This is a genomic window from Algibacter sp. TI.3.09, assembly GCF_038154905.1.
Taxonomy (GTDB): domain Bacteria; phylum Bacteroidota; class Bacteroidia; order Flavobacteriales; family Flavobacteriaceae; genus Algibacter.
Genome location: NZ_JBAKAN010000002.1, coordinates 454329 through 473933 on the forward strand (window position 1 = coordinate 454329; position 19605 = coordinate 473933).

General features: G+C 34.7%; 16 protein-coding genes. 9 read left to right on the top strand and 7 right to left on the bottom strand.

Annotated elements, in window-relative coordinates; all coding sequences use genetic code 11:
* Window positions 1-7: 7 nt before the first annotated feature.
* Window positions 8-742: an SDR family oxidoreductase gene (locus V6246_RS09685; RefSeq protein ID WP_341560198.1), complete on the top strand. Its 735-nt coding sequence runs from the start codon at window positions 8-10 to the stop codon at window positions 740-742.
* Between the two features lie 597 nt (window positions 743-1339).
* Here the strand turns inward: V6246_RS09685 and dusB are convergent.
* The 4 genes from dusB to V6246_RS09705 form a co-directional block, all read right to left on the bottom strand.
* The gene (gene dusB, locus V6246_RS09690) at window positions 1340-2335 is read right to left on the bottom strand and encodes a tRNA dihydrouridine synthase DusB (RefSeq protein WP_341560199.1); all 996 of its coding nucleotides are present in this window, start codon (window positions 2333-2335) and stop codon (window positions 1340-1342) included.
* A 91-nt stretch (window positions 2336-2426) separates the two neighbouring features.
* Window positions 2427-3080 carry a hypothetical protein gene (locus tag V6246_RS09695; protein ID WP_042496155.1) on the bottom strand — a complete coding sequence of 218 codons (654 nt, stop codon included), beginning with the start codon at window positions 3078-3080 and terminating at the stop codon, window positions 2427-2429.
* Window positions 3081-3116: 36 nt separating this feature from the next.
* The gene (locus V6246_RS09700) at window positions 3117-4232 is read right to left on the bottom strand and encodes a T9SS type A sorting domain-containing protein (RefSeq protein WP_341560200.1); all 1116 of its coding nucleotides are present in this window, start codon (window positions 4230-4232) and stop codon (window positions 3117-3119) included.
* A 63-nt stretch (window positions 4233-4295) separates the two neighbouring features.
* Window positions 4296-6761, bottom strand: coding sequence for a hypothetical protein (locus V6246_RS09705; protein ID WP_341560202.1), 2466 nt, complete (start codon window positions 6759-6761; stop codon window positions 4296-4298).
* A gap of 195 nt (window positions 6762-6956) precedes the next feature.
* Here V6246_RS09705 and V6246_RS09710 point away from each other — a divergent pair, with 195 nt between their 5' ends.
* The 3 genes from V6246_RS09710 to V6246_RS09720 all read left to right on the top strand — a co-directional run bounded on the left by V6246_RS09710 (window position 6957) and on the right by V6246_RS09720 (window position 9403).
* Window positions 6957-7706, top strand: coding sequence for a prolipoprotein diacylglyceryl transferase (locus tag V6246_RS09710; protein WP_341560204.1), 750 nt, complete (start codon window positions 6957-6959; stop codon window positions 7704-7706).
* 108 nt (window positions 7707-7814) lie between these two features.
* A complete protein-coding gene (locus V6246_RS09715; protein WP_341560205.1) occupies window positions 7815-9209 on the top strand; it encodes a radical SAM protein in 1395 nt (464 codons plus the stop codon).
* A complete protein-coding gene (locus V6246_RS09720; RefSeq protein ID WP_341560207.1) occupies window positions 9206-9403 on the top strand; it encodes a hypothetical protein in 198 nt (65 codons plus the stop codon). The genes V6246_RS09715 and V6246_RS09720 overlap by 4 nt, the downstream gene beginning before the upstream one ends.
* A 97-nt stretch (window positions 9404-9500) precedes the next feature.
* On the opposite strand, the gene V6246_RS09725 is transcribed toward V6246_RS09720, so the two are convergent.
* The gene (locus tag V6246_RS09725; RefSeq protein WP_341560208.1) at window positions 9501-10583 is read right to left on the bottom strand and encodes an HmuY family protein; all 1083 of its coding nucleotides are present in this window, start codon (window positions 10581-10583) and stop codon (window positions 9501-9503) included.
* A gap of 18 nt (window positions 10584-10601) precedes the next feature.
* On the bottom strand, window positions 10602-12734 hold the full coding sequence (locus V6246_RS09730) for a TonB-dependent receptor plug domain-containing protein (protein ID WP_341560209.1): 2133 nt from the start codon (window positions 12732-12734) through the stop codon (window positions 10602-10604).
* A 114-nt stretch (window positions 12735-12848) separates the two neighbouring features.
* Here V6246_RS09730 and V6246_RS09735 point away from each other — a divergent pair, with 114 nt between their 5' ends.
* The 5 genes from V6246_RS09735 to V6246_RS09755 are packed head-to-tail and all read left to right on the top strand — an operon-like array spanning window position 12849 to window position 18368.
* Complete coding sequence (locus V6246_RS09735) at window positions 12849-13754, top strand: DUF6607 family protein (RefSeq protein WP_341560210.1); 906 nt, start codon at window positions 12849-12851, stop codon at window positions 13752-13754.
* A gap of 5 nt (window positions 13755-13759) precedes the next feature.
* Window positions 13760-15253: an ankyrin repeat domain-containing protein gene (locus V6246_RS09740; RefSeq protein ID WP_341560212.1), complete on the top strand. Its 1494-nt coding sequence runs from the start codon at window positions 13760-13762 to the stop codon at window positions 15251-15253.
* A 6-nt stretch (window positions 15254-15259) separates the two neighbouring features.
* Window positions 15260-15751 (top strand): DUF2271 domain-containing protein, encoded by a 492-nt coding sequence (locus V6246_RS09745; protein ID WP_341560213.1) that lies wholly within the window; start codon window positions 15260-15262, stop codon window positions 15749-15751.
* 46 nt (window positions 15752-15797) lie between these two features.
* Window positions 15798-17999 (top strand): PepSY domain-containing protein, encoded by a 2202-nt coding sequence (locus V6246_RS09750; RefSeq protein WP_341560214.1) that lies wholly within the window; start codon window positions 15798-15800, stop codon window positions 17997-17999.
* A 12-nt stretch (window positions 18000-18011) separates the two neighbouring features.
* Window positions 18012-18368: a DUF6686 family protein gene (locus V6246_RS09755; protein WP_083415727.1), complete on the top strand. Its 357-nt coding sequence runs from the start codon at window positions 18012-18014 to the stop codon at window positions 18366-18368.
* 52 nt (window positions 18369-18420) lie between these two features.
* Here V6246_RS09755 and trhO read toward each other — a convergent pair whose 3' ends face one another.
* Window positions 18421-19497: an oxygen-dependent tRNA uridine(34) hydroxylase TrhO gene (gene trhO / locus V6246_RS09760; RefSeq protein ID WP_341560215.1), complete on the bottom strand. Its 1077-nt coding sequence runs from the start codon at window positions 19495-19497 to the stop codon at window positions 18421-18423.
* Window positions 19498-19605: the final 108 nt, after the last annotated feature.

A 19605-nucleotide genomic window follows, 5' to 3' on the forward strand; every position in this document is an offset into this window, starting at 1 on the left:
ATACATTATGAATCTAGAAAACAAAGTTATACTAGTAACCGGATCGTCTAAAGGTATAGGAAAAGAAATTGCTATACAGTTAGCTAAAAATGGCGCAAAAGTAATTGTTAACCATTCTAATAGTGCAGCAGAAGCTCAAGAAACTGTAGACACGATTGTTAAAAATGGTGGCGCAGCTATTTCTGTGAAAGCGGATGTTAGCAAAAAAACGGATGTTGTAAATCTCTTTGATAAAGCTATTGAGGCTTATGGCAAAATTGATGTTTTAGTAAACAATGCAGGTATTATGACTTCTAAATTACTAAAAGATTGCACTGAAGATGATTTTAATAATCAATTTGATGTAAACGTAAAAGGTGTTTTTAATACACTACAAGAGGCCGATAGCAAACTGGCTGATAACGGAAATATTATTAACATTTCTTCGAGTACAGCAAAATTAATGTTTCCTACTTACGGTATATATTCATCTACAAAAGCGGCTGTTGAGCAAATGACTCGTGTGTTTTCTAAAGAAATCGGACGTGGTATTTCGGTTAACGCGCTTGCGCCTGGTGCTACAGAAACAGAGTTATTTTTAAAAGGAAAATCGCAGGAGTTTATTGATAAACTTAGCGGTATGAATGCCTTTAATAGATTAGCACAACCTATTGACATTGCTAACGTTGTTGTGTTTTTAGCGAGCGATGAATCTAAATGGATTTCAGGGCAAGTTATTGGTGCTAACGGTGCGTTGATTTAAATAATACATCCTACGTCATGTCAACGTAGCAAATGTTTGACTCGCAAAGATTATGTGATTTCTCCTAACGTCGAAATGACTATGGATAATGTAGAAATACTGATATGCAAAAAACGCGCTACGTCATGTCGACAGCAGGAGACATCGCACTCCCTTGGTACACAAAGATTATGTGATTTCTCCTAACGCCGAAATGACTATGGATAATGTAGAAATACTGATATGCAAAAAACGCGCTACGTTATGTCGACAGCAGAAGACATCGCACTCGCTTGGTGCGCAAAGATTATGTGATTTCTCCTAGCGTCAAATGACTACAAATGATTTGGAAATACTGATGTATAAAAAACACGTCATGTCGACGGCAGGAGACATCGCACTCGCTTAACGCACAAAGATTATGTAACTTCTCCTAGCGTCGAAATGACTTTAGAAAGTATACAAAAACCATTTAGCACGCAACAACCTTAGCAGGTTACTGCAAAAGCGATAGTAATGGTTAGCTTTTGGCGAGGCGCGCATCGAGCCAAAACTAGTAATGGATAGCGCGGTGACTTGCCATTTGCCCAAATTTTTATATTTGAAACGTTTTAAGGTTTATTCTGTAAACTGATATCCTGCAAATTTCTGCAAAACCTCATCGAAAGCTGCAAAAACATCTTCGGAATGATCGGATGTTACCATTTTCATGCGGTGCTCCTTAAAGTGAGGAATACCTTTAAAATAGTTGGTATAATGACGGCGAGTTTCGAAAACACCTAACGTTTCTCCTTTCCAGTCTATAGACATCTGTAAATGACGACGAGCGGCCTCCACACGCTCTTCTAAACTTATTGGCGCCAAATGTTCGCCGGTGTTAAAAAAGTGCTTTACCTGTTTAAAAAACCAAGGGTTCCCGATAGTAGCACGACCAATCATGCAGCCATCTAAGCCGTAATCGTCTCGCATTTCCATAGCGCGTTCTGGTGTGGTAACATCGCCGTTTCCAAACACAGGAATATGCATACGTGGATTGTTTTTTACTTGCGCAATGGGTTTCCAATCGGCATCGCCTTTATACATTTGAGCTCGCGTACGGCCGTGTATTGCAATGGCTTTACAGCCGACATCTTGCAAGCGCTCGGCTACTTCCACAATTCTAATAGAATCATGATCCCAGCCTAAACGGGTTTTTACGGTTATTGGAATATTGGTGCGTTTTACCATTTCGGCGGTAAGTTGCTCCATTAAACATACATCTTTTAGAATGCCTGCTCCTGCGCCTTTACTTACCACTTTTTTTACTGGGCAACCAAAATTAATATCGATAATATCGGGTTTAGATTCGGCTACAATATCTATAGTTTGTAGCATGCTATCTAAGTTTGCTCCAAAAATTTGAATGCCTACGGGGCGTTCTTTTTCGTAAATATCGAGTTTCATAACGCTTTTTGCAGCGTTACGAATTAAACCTTCGCTCGATACAAACTCGGTGTAAACCACATCGGCGCCTTGTTCTTTGCAAAGTGCGCGAAATGGCGGGTCGCTAACATCTTCCATTGGTGCTAAAAGCAATGGGAAATCGGGCAATTCTATGTGATCTATTTTTACCAATGGGTTCTGTTTTTGGGCAAAATTAAGGTTTTTTACTTAAATGTATTGGGTTTTATAAAACCGGATAACTTTTAAAGTTTTTATACCTAAATTAATTCTCGCCTAGTTCGGTTATTTTCTTTTCGTACAGTTTTTTACTTTCTACTACGGCAACGTTTAGTTCTTGCATAATGCCGTCTACACGGTCTTCAATACTTTTCATTTGTCCGTTAATAGAATCGAAAGAATTTAATGCGGCAGCAACTTCCAAAGCTTTAACAACCTCAACGGCATCGTTGTGTAAAAGTTTTAATTTATCTATGGCTTTAGAGGTATTCGCTAGTGTGCCATTATATTTTGTTTTGGCTTTATTAATAGCCGATAACAATGTGTTTTTACTCTTTTGATCGCTTAAACTATTGGTTTGAGTTTCCATGGCCGTGAATAAATTAGCCGCTTTAGTTTTTAAATCTTCGTATTCTTTATTCAGGTTTTTTACGCGTTTATCCACTTTTTCCCAGTCGCCATAAACTTTAGCAAATTCTTTATCTTCATTTTTAGCATCTTCTAAAGCTAATTTTAAAGCGCCCAAAGACTCTAAACCTTTGTTTACGTTTTTGTTTGCAACTTCTTTTTTACTTTCGAACGTAGCAACTTGAGATTTGAATTTATCTTTTAATCGAATTAAATCTTCTGGGCTTTTATCCTTCCAACAAGAAGTTAAAATAAAGAACAAAGAAAGAACAGCAATAGATTTTTTAAACATTGATTTATGTATTGATAATTTGGGCAAAATTAATGTTTATTTCTTAATTATCTTTTTGATGCTAGATGTGTTGTTGTTTTGTGTGATTTTCACAAAATAAATACCAGAATTAAAAGTTTGCATATTTAGTGTTTTACTATTACCCGAGTGAAGTAAAGCTCCTTTAGTATTGAATATTTCTACCTTTTGAAAGTTGTTTGTTTTAATAGATAAAGTCGTGTTTACTGGGTTTGGGAATAATTGAAATTCCGTAACAACAGTATTATTTATTGATAGTGTATTTTCTTCTGAAAAGGAAATAAGCTTGCCGTAATCGGAAATTCCGGAATTATTGAAAGTCTCTGATGTTATAAAATACTTACCGTTACCATTACCCGTAATACCTTCTATTTGCTCGAAACCAAAATTAGTAGATAGTGATGTTTGCGTGTTAGTTCCCGAAAAAACATCGGTGCCTGTAAAGTTTTCACTTTCCCAAACAAAGGGTTGCAAAAACTGAGTGTAGCCAATTAAAAACAACTTTTTGCTTTCACTATTGTACGTTGCCCCCGAGGTTAATCCGCCACTATTTAGTGTTGATGGCAACGGATTCAGCGCATAATTACCCGCCGTTTTTGGAATTAAATAGGCTTTGGTATTGCCATTAATCCAGTTTCTGCTAAAGAGCATTAAATTTTCTGTATTGAAGGAAATTAAAGATTCGGCATCCCACTCGGTATTATTTTCACTGTTAGTAAAACTCGTTTGAGCAGCATAATTAAAAGAGATAATTTCTGCTGTAACATTTGTGGAGTTTAAATAATCCGTTTTACTAATTTTATAAATTTTTAAATCTGTTCTATCTCCTGCATAATTTCCAAAATCTCCAATATAAATATAAGAGTCGTCTTGAGTAAGATCTTCCCAATCTACATTTGTAGTATTTAAAACAGTAACTGTTCTTGTAACCAAACCAGAATTAACATCTAATTCGTAAAGCTTGTTTTCGCCACCAGAATCGTTATGCGTGAGTAGTTTATTATTGAAAAATATTATCCCTGAAGATTCGTTTAACTCATCCGGCAGTGCAAACTCTTCTATAGCATCACTAATTTGTGCAAAAACAGTGCTTACACTAAAAACAAAAACAGTTACGAGAGCAATAAACTTCATGTTATCAAGGTAATAAGAAAACGGATGGTATAATTAAAAAATCGACCATCTCCATAAAACAACCTATTTTTCAATAGAATACGTTGTTTTTACCACAACAGGAATACCACTTGCCGTAATACCTTCTAAACTTAATTTCACTTCGGTTTCAACTTGAGTATTGTAATAATGAAGTTCTAAAACGCCAGTTTTATTTGGATGAACATACGGATTCCAATACAAGGTGTTACGAATAGACGCGTTCTTATCTTTACTATCGGCTATAATCTCCAAATTTGGCGAATAAAAAACACGACCTTCATCATACCCCTTTATCTGTTTATTTATGGTTTGTAAGGCTTCTTTAGGGTTACCGTTACCAAAATTAGAATTCGAATTGTTTGTTGTATAAATCTTAATAGAACCATTTGCTCCTTGGTTTCCATACATCATTGTGGACACGGCGCTATTATCATATTCTATTTTAAGGACATCTTCGGGTTGAATATCCGTTAACATTGCAATAATCATATCCGATCCCTCTTGTTGTGGATCTAGTAAGCGGTTTTGATCTATTAGTATTAATGCGGCTCCTGGGTTTCTAGTAAACTTTATGCTTTCGCGATTACCAACTTCGAGCGTTGGAATGGCGTATTCTAACAATTCAAAAACACTTGCAAATTTTGGAGTACTGTCGTCTACAACATATCCATTAGCCATTTTGCTGTGTATATTAATGTCTTCTCCCGCTACTTGTTTTTTTCCAGTAACTTCAATTTCATTTAAAACATTCTCTGGCATCACGTTAAATTCAATATATTTTTTATAAATATTTTGTTTTACACTCTTTATTTCTGGAGAAAATTTAACGCTAGGAACTTTAGGTATAGCACCAACATACATTGGAGATTTAAAGATAGAGTCTAAAACAAACATGCCGTTTTTCTTTCCTCTTTTATTTTTAGTGGTTAATATAATTCGCGCTTTCCCTGTAATATCTAAATTATCAAAATTAAACATACCTAATGAATCTGTAATCTCATTTAAAGTCCCTATACTTTTATTAAACAACGTTAAAGAAATGGTATTCCCAACAATTGGTTTTGGTAAGAAAAGATGTTTAACGTGCCCTGAAATATTAATTCCTTTTTCTACTTTAAAATCTGGATTCTCAACAACTTTCCGGTCTTGTTTCCATAAAAAATCGCGCCAACCTTGGGTTAATAGTAACACATCTAAATGCTGTAGTCTAGCAGGATTATTAGTATCGAAATAATAACCCGCGTTATGCACTTTACCTTTAATATCAGATTCCATTAAAAAATAAGAACTGATATTACTTTCGTTATTATTTAAATTTTTTGAGCCATTTAAATCGGTTACCGCTAGTGAGTAACTTGCAGGAACTGCCACGCCAGAATTATCTGTAGATGTTATATTAAGCGTAACTTTCTCCTGTGTTTTATAAGATGTTTTATCCGTAGTTAAACCAACTTTTACATTTTTACTTTTTTCTACATAAACCAAACGTTCACTTTGTGGTTTTAAATCGCCATCGAATAACGTAATTTGACTTATGCCTTCCGGAAGTTCGGCTTGAGGCAATTCTAACAATAATTTAGTGCTCGATAATTCTAGTTTTTCTTCAAAATATAAAAGTCCTCTAGATTTATAACGCAACATAATTGGCTTCTCGGCATGCGCTAAACGCGTAGCTTCGTTTGTTTTTATGGTGATAATACTTCTGCCCTTGATGTCACTATAACTTAACAAAACCCCTTTTGAATCTGCTGCAGGAAGCGGCACTTCTATATCAGGATGGTTGGTAGCTGTAATTTTAGCATAATAGGTTTTACCCGACTCTGGTTGTAATTGAAACACGCCCATGCCGTCGTGAATACTCATAAAAAAAGTTACAAGTTCGTTGTTAGAATCATACACTTTACCTTGTACTTTTATAGGCTTTCCGTAAACATCTACTGCTTTAAAAGCGACAACACTTGGTACATCTTGAATAAGCGATCCGCCTTCTGGGAAAAACTGAACTTTTAAAGTTTCTTTTTCGCTTGCTGTAGAATCGATATTATTTGTTTCTGAATTTGTAACTGTTGCCTCACTACTAGTTTCTGTAACCTCATTAAAAACATCTAGAACTTCTATATCTTTTTTGAAAATAAAATCTTTTCCAAAATTTCGAGTCCAATTGGTATACGCTCGTATTTGATATTTACCAGGCTTTACACCTGCAGCATCGGTTAACTTAAAATCGCCATGCCCTAAACCGCCTATCAATTTGGTGGTGTTTCGAAGAATTATTTTAGAATCGGACGAAATTAATTCTACATAAAGAATACCACTATGGCTAAACAAAAAGTTATTGTAAGCATAAACAGTGTATACCTTATACCAAAGCGATTCGCCGGCAACATATTTAGATCTATCGGTGTGAATATATGTTTTTTCAATGTCTGGAATAGTTTTTTCTTCTTGAGAAAACAGCGTTGATGTTGTTAGGATTACTGTGAAAAAACAGATTAATATTTTTTTCATGTTAGTTGGTGTGGCTTAGTTTAGTTTAAAAAAATTAATATAAGGCTTTTCCTCTAATTAACTCTTTAACCATTAAATAAATAAGACTTAAAAAGGCCGTAAAGGTTTAATTACTGAACCAACATAAACAGTTAGAAACTGAATTATGAAAACCTAGATTGAAAAAATCGGCTATATTTATAAAAAAATCACTCTTTGCAAATTCCATTTACACCCGAAATTTTCGGTTATACTATTAATATTCACTTGGTTTTAGAATATTTAGCATTCTTTATTGGTTTTCGGTATTACTTGTTTTTACGGCGTAATAGTAAAGATGTAATTTCTACAACAAACCGCTTATCAATAATTCTTGGTGCTGCTTTGGGTGCACTTATTGGCTCCCGCTTGGTTGGTTTTTTAGAAAACCCCTTGGTAGAATTCTCAAAAGAAAACCTGGTAGAATTGCTAAACGCCAAAACCATAATGGGCGGTTTATTTGGAGGTTTACTTGGTGTAGAACTTGCTAAAAAAATAGTTGGCGAAACGCAACGCTCTGGCGATTTGTTTGTGTTTCCTATAATTTTAGGTGTTTTTATTGGCCGAATTGGTTGTTTTCTTTCTGGAATTAACGAGTTTACGTATGGTTATAAAACCTCTTCTATATTTGGAATGGATTTAGGCGATGGCCTTTTAAGACACCCAACATCGCTTTACGAATTGGTGTTTTTAATATTACTTTTTATAGGCTTACAAAAGCTTAAAACATCTGCAACTCTAGAAAACGGAATGCTTTTTAAATGGTTCATGATTTTGTATTTCGCCTTTAGGTTTTTTATTGAATTCTTAAAACCTAATGTGTTTTATGTTTTTGGTTTAAGCTCAATTCAAATATTATGTTTAATTTGTTTGCTGTATTACAGAACCACTATTTTTAGCCTAAAAATTGGCAAAAAAGTGCGTTAGGGATTGCAACGTAAAGCCCACAGCCTGACGAAGGAAGTGCGAGGACTTGCAGAGAAAAGCCCGACCCTTTTCGGGTAACGCCCAAAATATTTATTTAAAAACAAAAAAATGCCTGTTAGAAAATATACTTATTACGATTTTACTTTAAGCTTATGCCCGGAATGTTTAAAGCGTGTGGATGCTAAAATTGTGTTCGAAAACGGTAACGTTTACATGCTAAAACGATGCAAGGAACACGGGAATTCTAAAGTGTTAATTGCCGACGATATTGAGTATTACAAAAACATACGGAATTACAATAAACCTAGTGAAACGCCTTATATTTTTAACACCAAAACCGATTATGGCTGCCCTTACGATTGTGGGTTGTGCCCAGACCATGAGCAACACAGTTGCTTAACGGTTGTGGAGGTTACGGACCGCTGTAATTTAACGTGCCCGACTTGTTATGCAGGATCGTCGCCTACTTACGGCAGACATCGTACTTTAGACGAGGTTAAGGCGATGTTAGACACTATTGTTAGGAATGAAAAAGAGCCTGATGTGGTTCAAATTTCGGGGGGTGAACCCACTATACATCCGCAGTTTTGGGAGATTATGGATTATGCAAAATCGTTACCAATTAGGCATTTAATGCTGAATACTAATGGTATAAAAATTGCTAAGGATATCGCTTTCGCGGAACGATTAAAAACGTATTCACCCGATTTTGAGATTTATTTACAATTCGACTCTTTTGAGAATAGCGTTTTACAGGAATTACGTGGAGCAGATTTAAACCATATTAGAGCGCAGGCTATTGCTAATTTAAACGTTGTAAACCTATCGACCACATTGGTTGTTACGTTACAAAAAGGATTGAACGACCATGAAATTGGAAAAATTATAGAGTATGCTTTAAAGCAAAAATGTATTCGCGGTGTAACGTTGCAACCAACACAAATTGCTGGTCGATTGGAGAATTTTAATCCGGAAACGGACAGAATGACTTTAACGGAAGTGAGACGGAAAATAATGGAACAAACCGATATTTTTAATCCTGACGATTTGTTACCTGTACCTTGTAATCCGGATGCTTTGGTGATGGGTTATGCTTTAAAATTGGGTGAAGAAGTTTTTCCGTTAACGCGATATATAAATCCTAACGACTTGCTAGATAATAGCAAAAACACTATTATTTACGAGCAAGATGCACAACTACAAGATAAAATGGTTGAGCTCTTTAGCACAGGAAACTCTGTTGAAGTTGCCGAAGAAAACTTAAAATCTATTATGTGCTGTTTACCTAATATTGATGCGCCAAATTTGGGTTACGATAATTTGTTTAGAGTTATTATAATGCAATTTATTGATGCTTATAATTTTGATGTGCGTGCCATAAAAAAATCGTGCGTGCATATTGTGGATAAAGACAATAAAATTATACCTTTTGAAACCATGAACTTATTTTATCGTGATGATAAAAAGGCCAGATTAGAAGAACTTAGAAAAGAAATATTATGATGTTTTTAGAAGTAGGAAATTTAGATAGTTTAATATACCTTATTCTAGCCATTATGTTTGGGCCAGCAATTTTCCTGGCTATTATTGGCTTTATCGTGTTTAAAAAACATAAAAAAGCAGCTAAAATTCTTTTCATTTTAGCTGCCGTTTATTCTATTGTTAGTTTGGGGATTTGCGGGAGTATGATGGCTTAATTAAAACATAAACTACCATTTATAAAAAACTAAAAAGCCACTCATTTACGAGTGGCTTTTTTTAACTAACTTAAAATAACTGGTACTAATACAGTTGCTATTGCAACAGGCTATAAACAAACTCAGGGTAACCACGCTCGCCATCAGCGTTGGTTAATGCTAAAAATTGTAATTTATATAGGTTTCCATCGGTATCGTTTACCACATAAAACACATTATCTTTTAAAGAAGGTAGAGATCCTGGGCCACCACCATTTCTCCAGCTACTACCAATACCGCGTTGATCGCTATTAAAATTTGCGCTATTAACGTTTGCTAAAGTAAAATCGGCATAAGTAAGAGCATCTACCTCAGTATCCACCATATAAACTTGCGCATTTGCTTTTACATTATTTACAACAAAATCGGAATATCCGTAAGATCCATAACCTTCTATTTCATTAGTGAAAACGGTAAAATTTAAATCCCAATTTGTTTTTTCTGGCTCTACACTTACTATAGCTTCTGTATTAAAACTAAAGAATGTAAAGTTGTAATTAGAATTTTTAGAAATAGTTACTTCTTCATGAGTGGTAGCGTCTAAATCTGCATATTGTAAAACATAATCGTCTCCACTTTTTAAAACACGTATTTTTTTCCACCCTCTAGAATCTCCAGAAATAGAAACACTACCTGTAGCAGGAGTTTCTGTACCTACGGCGTTTCCTAAGTTTACTAGATACACTTTGTTATCTGCATCGGTAGCAGATGTTTCTGAAATGGCAGTATTTGTAATTGCACCTTCTGGAGAATCTACATATATAATGTTTTCAGCTTGGTATGTACCAACAGCCACTAAAGGTTGTAAATCTTGTACTTCGGTAGACGTTGAACTTACAGCATCAATGTCGGTTTCGGTTAATTCGGCTACAGCCATATAAATTGCCCCATTTATAGCAACTCGAAACTCCGCCCCTCCATAGAAACCTAAATCCCAAGAATCTCTTTGGATAGCCGTTGTTGTATTAGAACTTAAATCGATATAAACTTGGTTTTGCTCGTTTGGCCCACCAACTTCTGGAGATACCGCAGCTCCTTCAATTACTATTTGTATAGGTTCAGTTGGTGTATCGTCACTACTACAACTCGAAAAAACAAGTGCAGAAATGCATAAAATTAAAGTTGAAAATTTGTTATTCATATTAAAAGTATTTATTGGTTAAAAATTAAGATTGTATAAAAGTTTTAAATAATAAGATCGTCCATACCCCAGTAATAACGAACTGTTAGTACCAGCATGAACAGCGCCACTAGAAGAACCGCTAACTCTAACATCAGTGACATCGAGCAAGTTTCTACCTCCCAGAGTAGCTCGAATTTTATTATTAAAAAAAGATTTTTTAATAGATGCATCTAACCACGAGTAAGCATTGGTTGTTGCTTTTTCGAATACAGAATTTCCATCGTCATCGGTTCCCGATCCCACATAGTCTTTCTGTTCTCCGTTGTGTTTTAAAAGCAGCGTTACACCTGTATTCCATTTTTTAATGAAGTAATTTGCGCTTGTATTTATTTGATACGAATACAGAAAATCATTATTCGCATTTACCTCATTATTAGCAATTCGGGAAATCCCCTGAAGCGTAGCGCCTAAATTGAAAGACCAATTATTGGTTTTTATTTTATTTTCCGAAGTTATTCCCCATAATTTATAAGCATCAATATTGATATACTGATACTGCAAAGGCGAAGTATTTACAACGGCTAAATCTATTTTATCATTAACATCGAGATAGGTAATTTTAAATGTATTTATAAGCGAAACATCATCTATCCAACTTCGTTTTTTAAGATTTATGGTTGCTGAAAACCCATTCTCAGGATTTAAATTTTCATTCCCTTGCACATCGTGATTAGAATCTACAAAATAGTAGTACAACTCGCTAAAGCTTGGCGTTCGGTACGACGTGCCAATATTTCCTCGCAATTCAAAACCATGTTTCATTAAATAGCGCGTGCTAAAAGAACTTATTAATTTGGAATGAAATAGCGAATTGTACTCATATCGAATTCCTGGTCGAATTGAGAATTTTTCACTTAAGCTAAATTCCGAAGACCCAAAAACAGCCGTATTATTTTGCTTTTGTTCCTTATCTAACTGAGTAACATCTCCCGAAGCTTCGGTATCAAAGCCCTTCATCAAGCGACTTTCAAACCCCAATTGAAAGTTAAATACATCACTTTTTACCAAATTACTAACCAATCCTTTTGCAAAAAACACATGACTAGACTGATAAGTTTCATCGGTTTCGTTTGTTCTGTCTTGGGTAAGTATGTAATAATTAAACTCGTTTAAATCGCGTGTTTGCTGCTGGTAAGAAAGCGACAGTCCATAATTTGCTCCGGATGTAAAATGTCCGTTAAGGTTTAAATTATTTAAAAATCTATTGGTAGTGAAAATTTTATCGGTTGCCGACGGATTACTAGTTTGTGTTTCGGTATCAATATTGGCACGAACAGCGGCATCGTAATAATGAATCACTTCATTAAAATACTCCGATTTATAAGATAAGCTGAAGGATTTCTTCTTATAATTTAAAAATACATTAGAGTTTATTTGTGTTTTTGGAAGCCAATCATACCCGCGTAAACCATCATTTTGATAATGGTTTTCACCTAATTGTGCATTATAAAATCCCGCAAACTGATTTCGGTTTACACCAACACGGCCAAACCAATTTTCATTAATATTATGCGAAACATTTAAACCTTGTATATGCCTACCTTCATCAAACCAAGCATACTCATCGCTTACTGTTTCTTCTTGTAAAATGGCCTGAATACGCCATGCATTATCTATGGATGTTTTTGTGATAATGTTAATAACACCCGAAACAGCATTGGCTCCGTACTCTACACCCATGGCGCCTTCAACAATTTCAATACGTGCAATATCATCTAAATTTATTTGAGTTAAATCGATATTATTCCCTAAACCATTATCGCTTACTAACGGAATATTATCAATCAAAACATTGAAATACTGCGCATCTAAACCAAAAAATGAAATAGTAGATTTTCCGCTTTGCGCATTAGGAATAACCGTTAAGTTTAGATTATAATTAAGTAAATCGGCCAAATTATTCGCAGCCTGATTTTCAATTTGTTCGCGATTTATAACGATAACACTATTAACCGATTTTCGGATAGACTGCGGATTGTATTGGCCCGTAACCACAACTTCCTCTAAACCATTCACTTCTTGTTCCGCTTCTTTTTCTGCTTGAGAAAATGCAATGCTTGAAAAAGTTATTGAAAAAAAGATTAAAATAATGTTTTTATTTAGATTCATTCTATATAAATTTGCTGCAAATATAAACGTTATTTTAATTCAGTCTAAATAAGAACAATAAATTTTAATTTATTTTACATCAATCACTAACCCAAGAAAAAAAACAGCTTAAAAATGAGACCATTAGCGCTATTAATTTTAATATGCTTTACAATTACAACAACAGTAAAGGCCCAAAACAAGAAAAAACAAGATGCCGCTGCCATTAAAAACATGTGCGGTTGTTTTGAAGTTACCTTTAATTTTGCCGAGACTTTTAACTACAGCGAAGACTCACTATACAAACCATCGCAAACCAAAGTTGATAAGGGTTTAGAGTGGGCGCAACTTGTTGAAGATGATAAAAACAAAATTTCTATTCAGCATTTATTACAAGTTGGACCAGCAAACAGCCCATACATTGTAAAGCACTGGAGACAAGATTGGCTTTTTGAAAACACAGAGTTCTACATGTTTAATGGCGATAATACTTGGAATTTTATCACAAAACCAAAAGCTGAAGTGAAAGGGCAATGGACGCAAAAAGTATATCAAGTAGATGATAGTCCGCGTTACGAAGGTTCAGGAACTTGGGTACATGTAGACGGTAAAAATTACTGGGAAAACACCACTGATGCGCCACTACCAAGACGAGAATACACAAAACGTAGCGATTACAATGTAACCACACGTGGCAACCGTCACGAAATTACAAGCACTGGCTGGGTACACGATCAAGATAACAGTAAAGTAATTCGTGAAGCTGGCAAAGCTGATGTGATTTTAGCTAAAGAAAAAGGGTATAACACTTACGTGAAAGTAGCCGATAGCAAATGTAAAGCTGCTGCCGATTGGTGGACAGAAAACCAAGATAAATGGGCACTTGTTCGTAACAAATGGGATGCTGTTTATAACAGAAACACCAACCTTATTTTGGAAGAAAAAGTAGACAATAAGCCACTTTATAAGTTTTTGTTTGATAATGAAAACTACAATACTTCAGAAAAAATTAATCCAGTAATAGAATCTTTTGTAAAATAATAAATATGAAACAATTAATAAAAATTGCATTAATCTTAGTTTGTACTATCAGCGCCTTTGCACAGGACACAAACTCATTACGCAACAAAAAATTCTGGGCAAATAAACCCAGTTTAGAAAAAATAAAGCAAACTATTAAGGAAGGCAATAGTCCTTCGGAATTAACCGCCTTTGGTTTTGATGCTGTAACAAGTTCTATCTTTGCCAAAGCCGATTTTAACATCACAAAATACTTATTAAGTTTTGAAGAAAACGGTGTTAACAAATTAACACACGATGGCAGAACCTACTTATTTTGGGCCGCTTACTCCGGAAATTTAGAACTCGTAAATTACCTATTAAAAAACGGTGCAAAAACAGATATTATTGATGATAAAGGAAGTTCTCCATTAATTTTCGCAGCTGCCGCAGGACAAACAAACACCAAAATATATGATGCTCTAATAGCTCATGGAGCTAACGTACTTACTGAAACAAGTAAAGATGGAGCCAATGCGCTTTTACTTCTAGTTCCTAAACTGTCAGATTTTGAACTTGTCAACTATTTTGAAGCTAAAGGCATCGATTTAAAAAGTAAAGATAATTACGGAAATGGCGTGTTTAATTACACGGCAAAATCAGGTAATATCGATATGCTTAAAAAGCTTGTAGCAAAAGGTATTGAATACAATACCATCAATAAAAACGGTGGAAATGCTTTTATTTTTGCTAGCCAAGGCGGTCGTGGACATTCTAATGGTATTGAGGTTTACAACTATCTAGAAAGCTTAGGTATTGAAGCCAATATTACTACTAAAAACGGGACAAACCCATTGCATAACGTTGCTGCAAACACTAAAGACATCAAGATTTTAGATTATTTTATAAAAAAAGGAGTCGATGTTAATAAGCAAGATGAAAACGGAAATACGCCATTTATAAAAGCAGCGCAATCTAATAGTTTAGACATTGTAAAATATTTAGAGCCACTTAATAAAAATATTAATGTATTAAACAAAAAAGGACAATCGGCTTTAACGCTTGCAGTAGAACGTAACAAGCCAGAAGTTGTATCTTATTTATTAGCTAACAAGGCCGATGCTAAAATTGTAGATAAAGAAGGTAACAATTTAGCTTACTATTTAGTAAACACTTACAGCAAAAGGCAAAAAACTGGTTTTAACGAAAAGGCAAAACTATTAAAAGCGCACCAAGTAGATTTTACCGCTACGCAAGCTGGTAATAACACCTTATACCAAATCGCAATAGAGAAACTAGATTTAGATTTACTAAAATTTTTAGAACCAATAAAACTCGACATCAACACTACCAATAAAGATGGCCTTTCAGTACTTCATATTGCAGCCATGAAAGCGAAAGATGCTTCAATTTTAAAATACCTTATTGAACAAGGTGCCGATAAAAATGCTGTAACAGAATTCGAGGAATCTGTTTTCGATTTAGCACAAGAAAACGAGATACTAAAAGCAAATGCAATCGATATTAACTTCTTAAAATAATACCCAATGAAAACAAAAATAAAACCATACGCATTCCTTACTATACTTGCCCTAACCTTAATAGCATCTTTTGCTTTTACACCAAAACCAAACAGCTTTAAATGTATGGTGCAAATGATTAATTATTCTGGAGAAGGCGCTTATGTCGTAATTTCCTTAATTAATCCAGAAGGTGAATATGAAAAAACACTTTACGTACAAGGTGACGATGATGAATGGTACCATGATATTTCGGAATGGTGGCGTTTTTACGGTAAAACAAGACCATCTATCGATGCCATTACAGGCGCCACTATTGGCGGAGGAGAACGCGCTATAAGTGTAGTTGAAATTGAAAACGATAAAATAAACGCTGGATACAGCATCCGTTTTGAAACCGCCGTAGAAGATAAAGAATACCACACTAAAGATGTTGAGTTTCCTTTAACTTCAGAAAACGTAAAATTAAAACATGAGGGAAATGGTTACATACGCTATGTACGTATGATACCGCAATAAATCTCTCGGGGCACTACGCCTTAATATTTAACAAATATTGCATTAAATGACCATTTCTATTTGGAGATATAGCCATCTTATTTTGGCTATATCTTCTTCTCTATTTATTCTACTAGCCTCTATAACTGGCATTATTTTAGCATTCGAACCTATTTCGAATAAGCTAGAGCCTTATGCTGTGCACGAAGCAGAGACCTTATCTTTAGCTAAAACCATTGAGGTTTTACAAAGCGAATACTCAGAAGTTATAAATATAGATATTGATAAAAACGATTTTGTAAGCGCTTCTGTAATAACAAAAGAAGGAAACAATGAAACCTTTTATATAAATCCTTTTACAGGAAAAAAAATAGGAGAACTTATTGAAAAAGCGCCCGTTTTTAAGTTTGCAACCAATCTACACCGGTCCTTATTTTTAAAATCGACAGGCCGTGCTATTATTGGTATAGTCTCGTTTTTACTCCTTTTAATGGCTATAACAGGCGTTATTTTAATAGGAAAGCGTCAAGGTGGTTTATCAAAATTTTTCTCTAAAGTTGTAAAAGAAGAATTCGATCAATATTATCATATTATCATTGGTCGTTACACGCTTATCCCAATAGTTATTGTAACTATTACTGGTGTTTACTTGTCTTTAGAAAAGTTTTCATTATTACCTTCCGATAAAATTTCGCATCAATTTTTAGATGAATCTTTTACCGAAACCTCAAAAATTAATGTTGCAGACTTTCAGCTTTTTAAAAATATTCCATTAGAAGATGTTGAACATCTAGAATTCCCTTTTTCTGATGACATTGAAGACTATTTCACCTTAAAATTAAAAGATGAAGAAATACTTGTAAATCAATTCTCAGGAGTTGCCATTAGCACGCAACAAAAACCTTTAGTAACACAAGCCTCAAACCTAAGTTTTGTCTTGCATACTGGGCAAGGTAGCATAATTTGGCCTCTTGTTTTATTATTTACTTCTGCAGCTATTTTATTCTTTATTTATTCTGGTTTCGCTATGTCTATTCGACGTACAAAAAAGAGTACCGTGCCAAAAAATAAGCACAAAAAAGACCAATCGGAATTCATTATTCTAGTCGGCTCAGAAACCGGAAACACATTTGCGCTCTCAAACGCCTTTTACAATGCGCTTTTAGCAGCAGGAAAAGCGGTTTTTATTACTGAATTAAACAAATACACAACTTACAAAAAAGCCAAACAGCTTATTATTTTTACATCGACTTATGGCGAAGGCGAAGCACCAACAAACTCCAAAAATTTCGAGAAACTAATTAGCAATATTCAGCAAAAAAACAGTCTACAATATTCTGTGGTTGGCTTTGGGTCAATGGCTTATCCAGATTATTGCAAATACGCTGTAGTGGTAGATGCCACACTACAGTTTCATAAAAACTTTATTCCTAATACGGCCCTTCATAAAATAAACAATCAATCGTTTTCCGATTTTTCTCTGTGGGCAAAAAAATGGAGTGAACATAACGGTTTAACCCTAAATCTAGAAGCTCCAAAAAACAGAATAAACACCAAAAATCAAAAAACATTTCAACTAGTTAACCGCACAAATCTCAACCAAGACCAAACCTTCTTACTTCATTTAAAACCAAGTAAAAAAGTAACATTTCAATCAGGAGATTTACTTTCTGTTTACCCAGAGAATGATCCGGTAGAGCGCTTGTACTCTATTGCTAAGCTAGACAACAATATACTTTTAAGTATTAAAAAACATGAGTTTGGTTTATGCTCCAATTATTTTAACCACCTAAATATTAACGACATGACGACAGCCACGATAAAAACGAATACCGATTTTCATTTCCCTAAAAAAGCTAAAGAAGTAGTCATGATTGCCAACGGTACCGGCATTGCACCTTTTCTAGGCATGATTAACGATACTACCAAGCAAGCCAGAAAATACTTGTTTTGGGGTGGTCGCTCAAAAGAATCGTTAAAAATGTATTCCGATTTAATAGATCGTGCGTTTTATAGCAAAAGTCTTTCTGGTTTCTTCGTGAGTTTTTCTAGAGAAGAAAGCCAAAAGAAGTATGTGCAAAACTTAATTATGGAAAAAACAGAAATCATAACTCGGGTTTTAAAATCTGGTGGTGTTATCATGATCTGCGGCTCGGTTGCCATGCAAAACGGTGTTTTAATAACTCTTAACGATATTACCTCAGCCGAGTTAAACCTACCGTTAAGTGCCTTTCAAGACAACAATCAAATAAAAACAGACTGCTACTAAAAATTATAAATTATGTGTAGAGATAGTGTAAAAGTTTTATCCAAAGTCCCCAGTGGCGAACTCTCCTTTTGTAGTGAATGCCATGTATTTCATTTGGAATTCAACAATATATACTTAGAGTTTCAACAAAGCGAGTTTAAACAATTTAAAGACTATGTAATCAATATAGAAATAGATTATTGGGAGCATAAATATGCCTGCGCCAAAGTGCAGCGTAAAATACCAATACCATCTATGCAGCCCAATTTAGTACTTATGTTTAATCGCGAAGAAATAAAAGAATTACAATCGCTATTTAATCTCGAAAACCGAAAAGACATCAGCCTTTTATCGCTACAAGACATTAACTACACGCTTATTATAAACTAAAAATGCCACCAGGTGTCCCCGTGGCATTTCAATATTAATTTGTAGTAAAAAATTAAGCTTCTTTTTGTGTTTTCAAAACATCAAAAATGTTGCGTAAATCCTTTTTATAAGGTAAGTGATCCGCACGACCTTTCTTAAAAATATCGTTGCTATTACCTTGTCCTTTACGGAGTTCTTTTTGTTCCTCGAAAGGTAAAGCGTGTATTTCTTTACAAGCTGTAGAACAACAACTGTCCATTTCTGTTTTACAATTATCGCACTGTATAAATAATAAGTGGCAAGCCTCGTTAGCACAGTTGGTGTGTACATCAAACGGTGCTCCACATTGGTGACAATTAGCAATCACATCGTCACTAATACGTTCAGCACGACGCTCATCAAAAACAAAATTTTGTCCTAAAAATTTATTCTCAAGTTGATCCTCTTTCACCTGGCGCGTATATTCAATAATACCACCTTCCAACTGAAAAACATTTTTGAATCCTTTATGCTTAAAATAGGCACTCGCTTTTTCGCAACGTATGCCACCGGTGCAATACATCACTAAATTTTTATCTTCTTTATGCGCTTTTAAATCGTCTTCAATAATATCTAAAGACTCTCTAAAAGTATCCACATCTGGAGTTACAGCATTTTTAAAATGCCCAATTTCACTCTCATAATGGTTTCGCATATCCACCAAAACGGTGTTTTCATCTTCAATTAATTCATTAAATTTCCCAGCATCTACATGCACACCTTTGTTACGCACATCAAAGGTATCATCGTTTAAACCATCGGCAACAATTTTGTTTCGCACTTTTACTTTCAACTTCAAAAACGACTTATTATCCTGCTCTACAGCAACATTTAATCGAATATCTTTTAAAAAATCTATGGTATCTAAATGCGATTTAAACTCGTTAAATCGATCGGCTGGCAAAGATAATTGCCCGTTAATACCCTCGTGGGCCACGTAAATTCTACCTAAAACCTCCATCGGGTCCCAAGTTAAAAACAAATGATCTCTAAAAATTTGCGGATTGCCAATTTTGGCATACTGATAAAAAGAAAGTGTTAATCGACTTTTTCCTGCGTTGTCAATTAATTCAGCTCTTTCTTCGGCGCTTAATTTGTTGTACAGTTGCATGCTATACTAAGTTTTTAAGGTTAAGAAATATTTTAAGCCACAAAGATAATATTTTCAAAAGAACTCACACTTAGAATAAAAACATTTTGAGCGCTACCCGAAAAGGGT

Bases quoted from the DNA above. Each gene is read 5' to 3' on its own strand.
- V6246_RS09685 (WP_341560198.1), top strand. From the start codon at position 8: ATGAATCTAGAAAACAAAGTTATACTAGTAACCGGATCGTCTAAAGGT.
- V6246_RS09695 (WP_042496155.1), bottom strand. From the start codon at position 3,080: ATGTTTAAAAAATCTATTGCTGTTCTTTCTTTGTTCTTTATTTTAACT.
- V6246_RS09700 (WP_341560200.1), bottom strand. From the start codon at position 4,232: ATGAAGTTTATTGCTCTCGTAACTGTTTTTGTTTTTAGTGTAAGCACT.
- V6246_RS09705 (WP_341560202.1), bottom strand. From the start codon at position 6,761: ATGAAAAAAATATTAATCTGTTTTTTCACAGTAATCCTAACAACATCA.
- V6246_RS09715 (WP_341560205.1), top strand. From the start codon at position 7,815: ATGCCTGTTAGAAAATATACTTATTACGATTTTACTTTAAGCTTATGC.
- V6246_RS09720 (WP_341560207.1), top strand. From the start codon at position 9,206: ATGATGTTTTTAGAAGTAGGAAATTTAGATAGTTTAATATACCTTATT.
- V6246_RS09725 (WP_341560208.1), bottom strand. From the start codon at position 10,583: ATGAATAACAAATTTTCAACTTTAATTTTATGCATTTCTGCACTTGTT.
- V6246_RS09730 (WP_341560209.1), bottom strand. From the start codon at position 12,734: ATGAATCTAAATAAAAACATTATTTTAATCTTTTTTTCAATAACTTTT.
- V6246_RS09735 (WP_341560210.1), top strand. From the start codon at position 12,849: ATGAGACCATTAGCGCTATTAATTTTAATATGCTTTACAATTACAACA.
- V6246_RS09740 (WP_341560212.1), top strand. From the start codon at position 13,760: ATGAAACAATTAATAAAAATTGCATTAATCTTAGTTTGTACTATCAGC.
- V6246_RS09745 (WP_341560213.1), top strand. From the start codon at position 15,260: ATGAAAACAAAAATAAAACCATACGCATTCCTTACTATACTTGCCCTA.
- V6246_RS09750 (WP_341560214.1), top strand. From the start codon at position 15,798: ATGACCATTTCTATTTGGAGATATAGCCATCTTATTTTGGCTATATCT.
- V6246_RS09755 (WP_083415727.1), top strand. From the start codon at position 18,012: ATGTGTAGAGATAGTGTAAAAGTTTTATCCAAAGTCCCCAGTGGCGAA.
- trhO (WP_341560215.1), bottom strand. From the start codon at position 19,497: ATGCAACTGTACAACAAATTAAGCGCCGAAGAAAGAGCTGAATTAATT.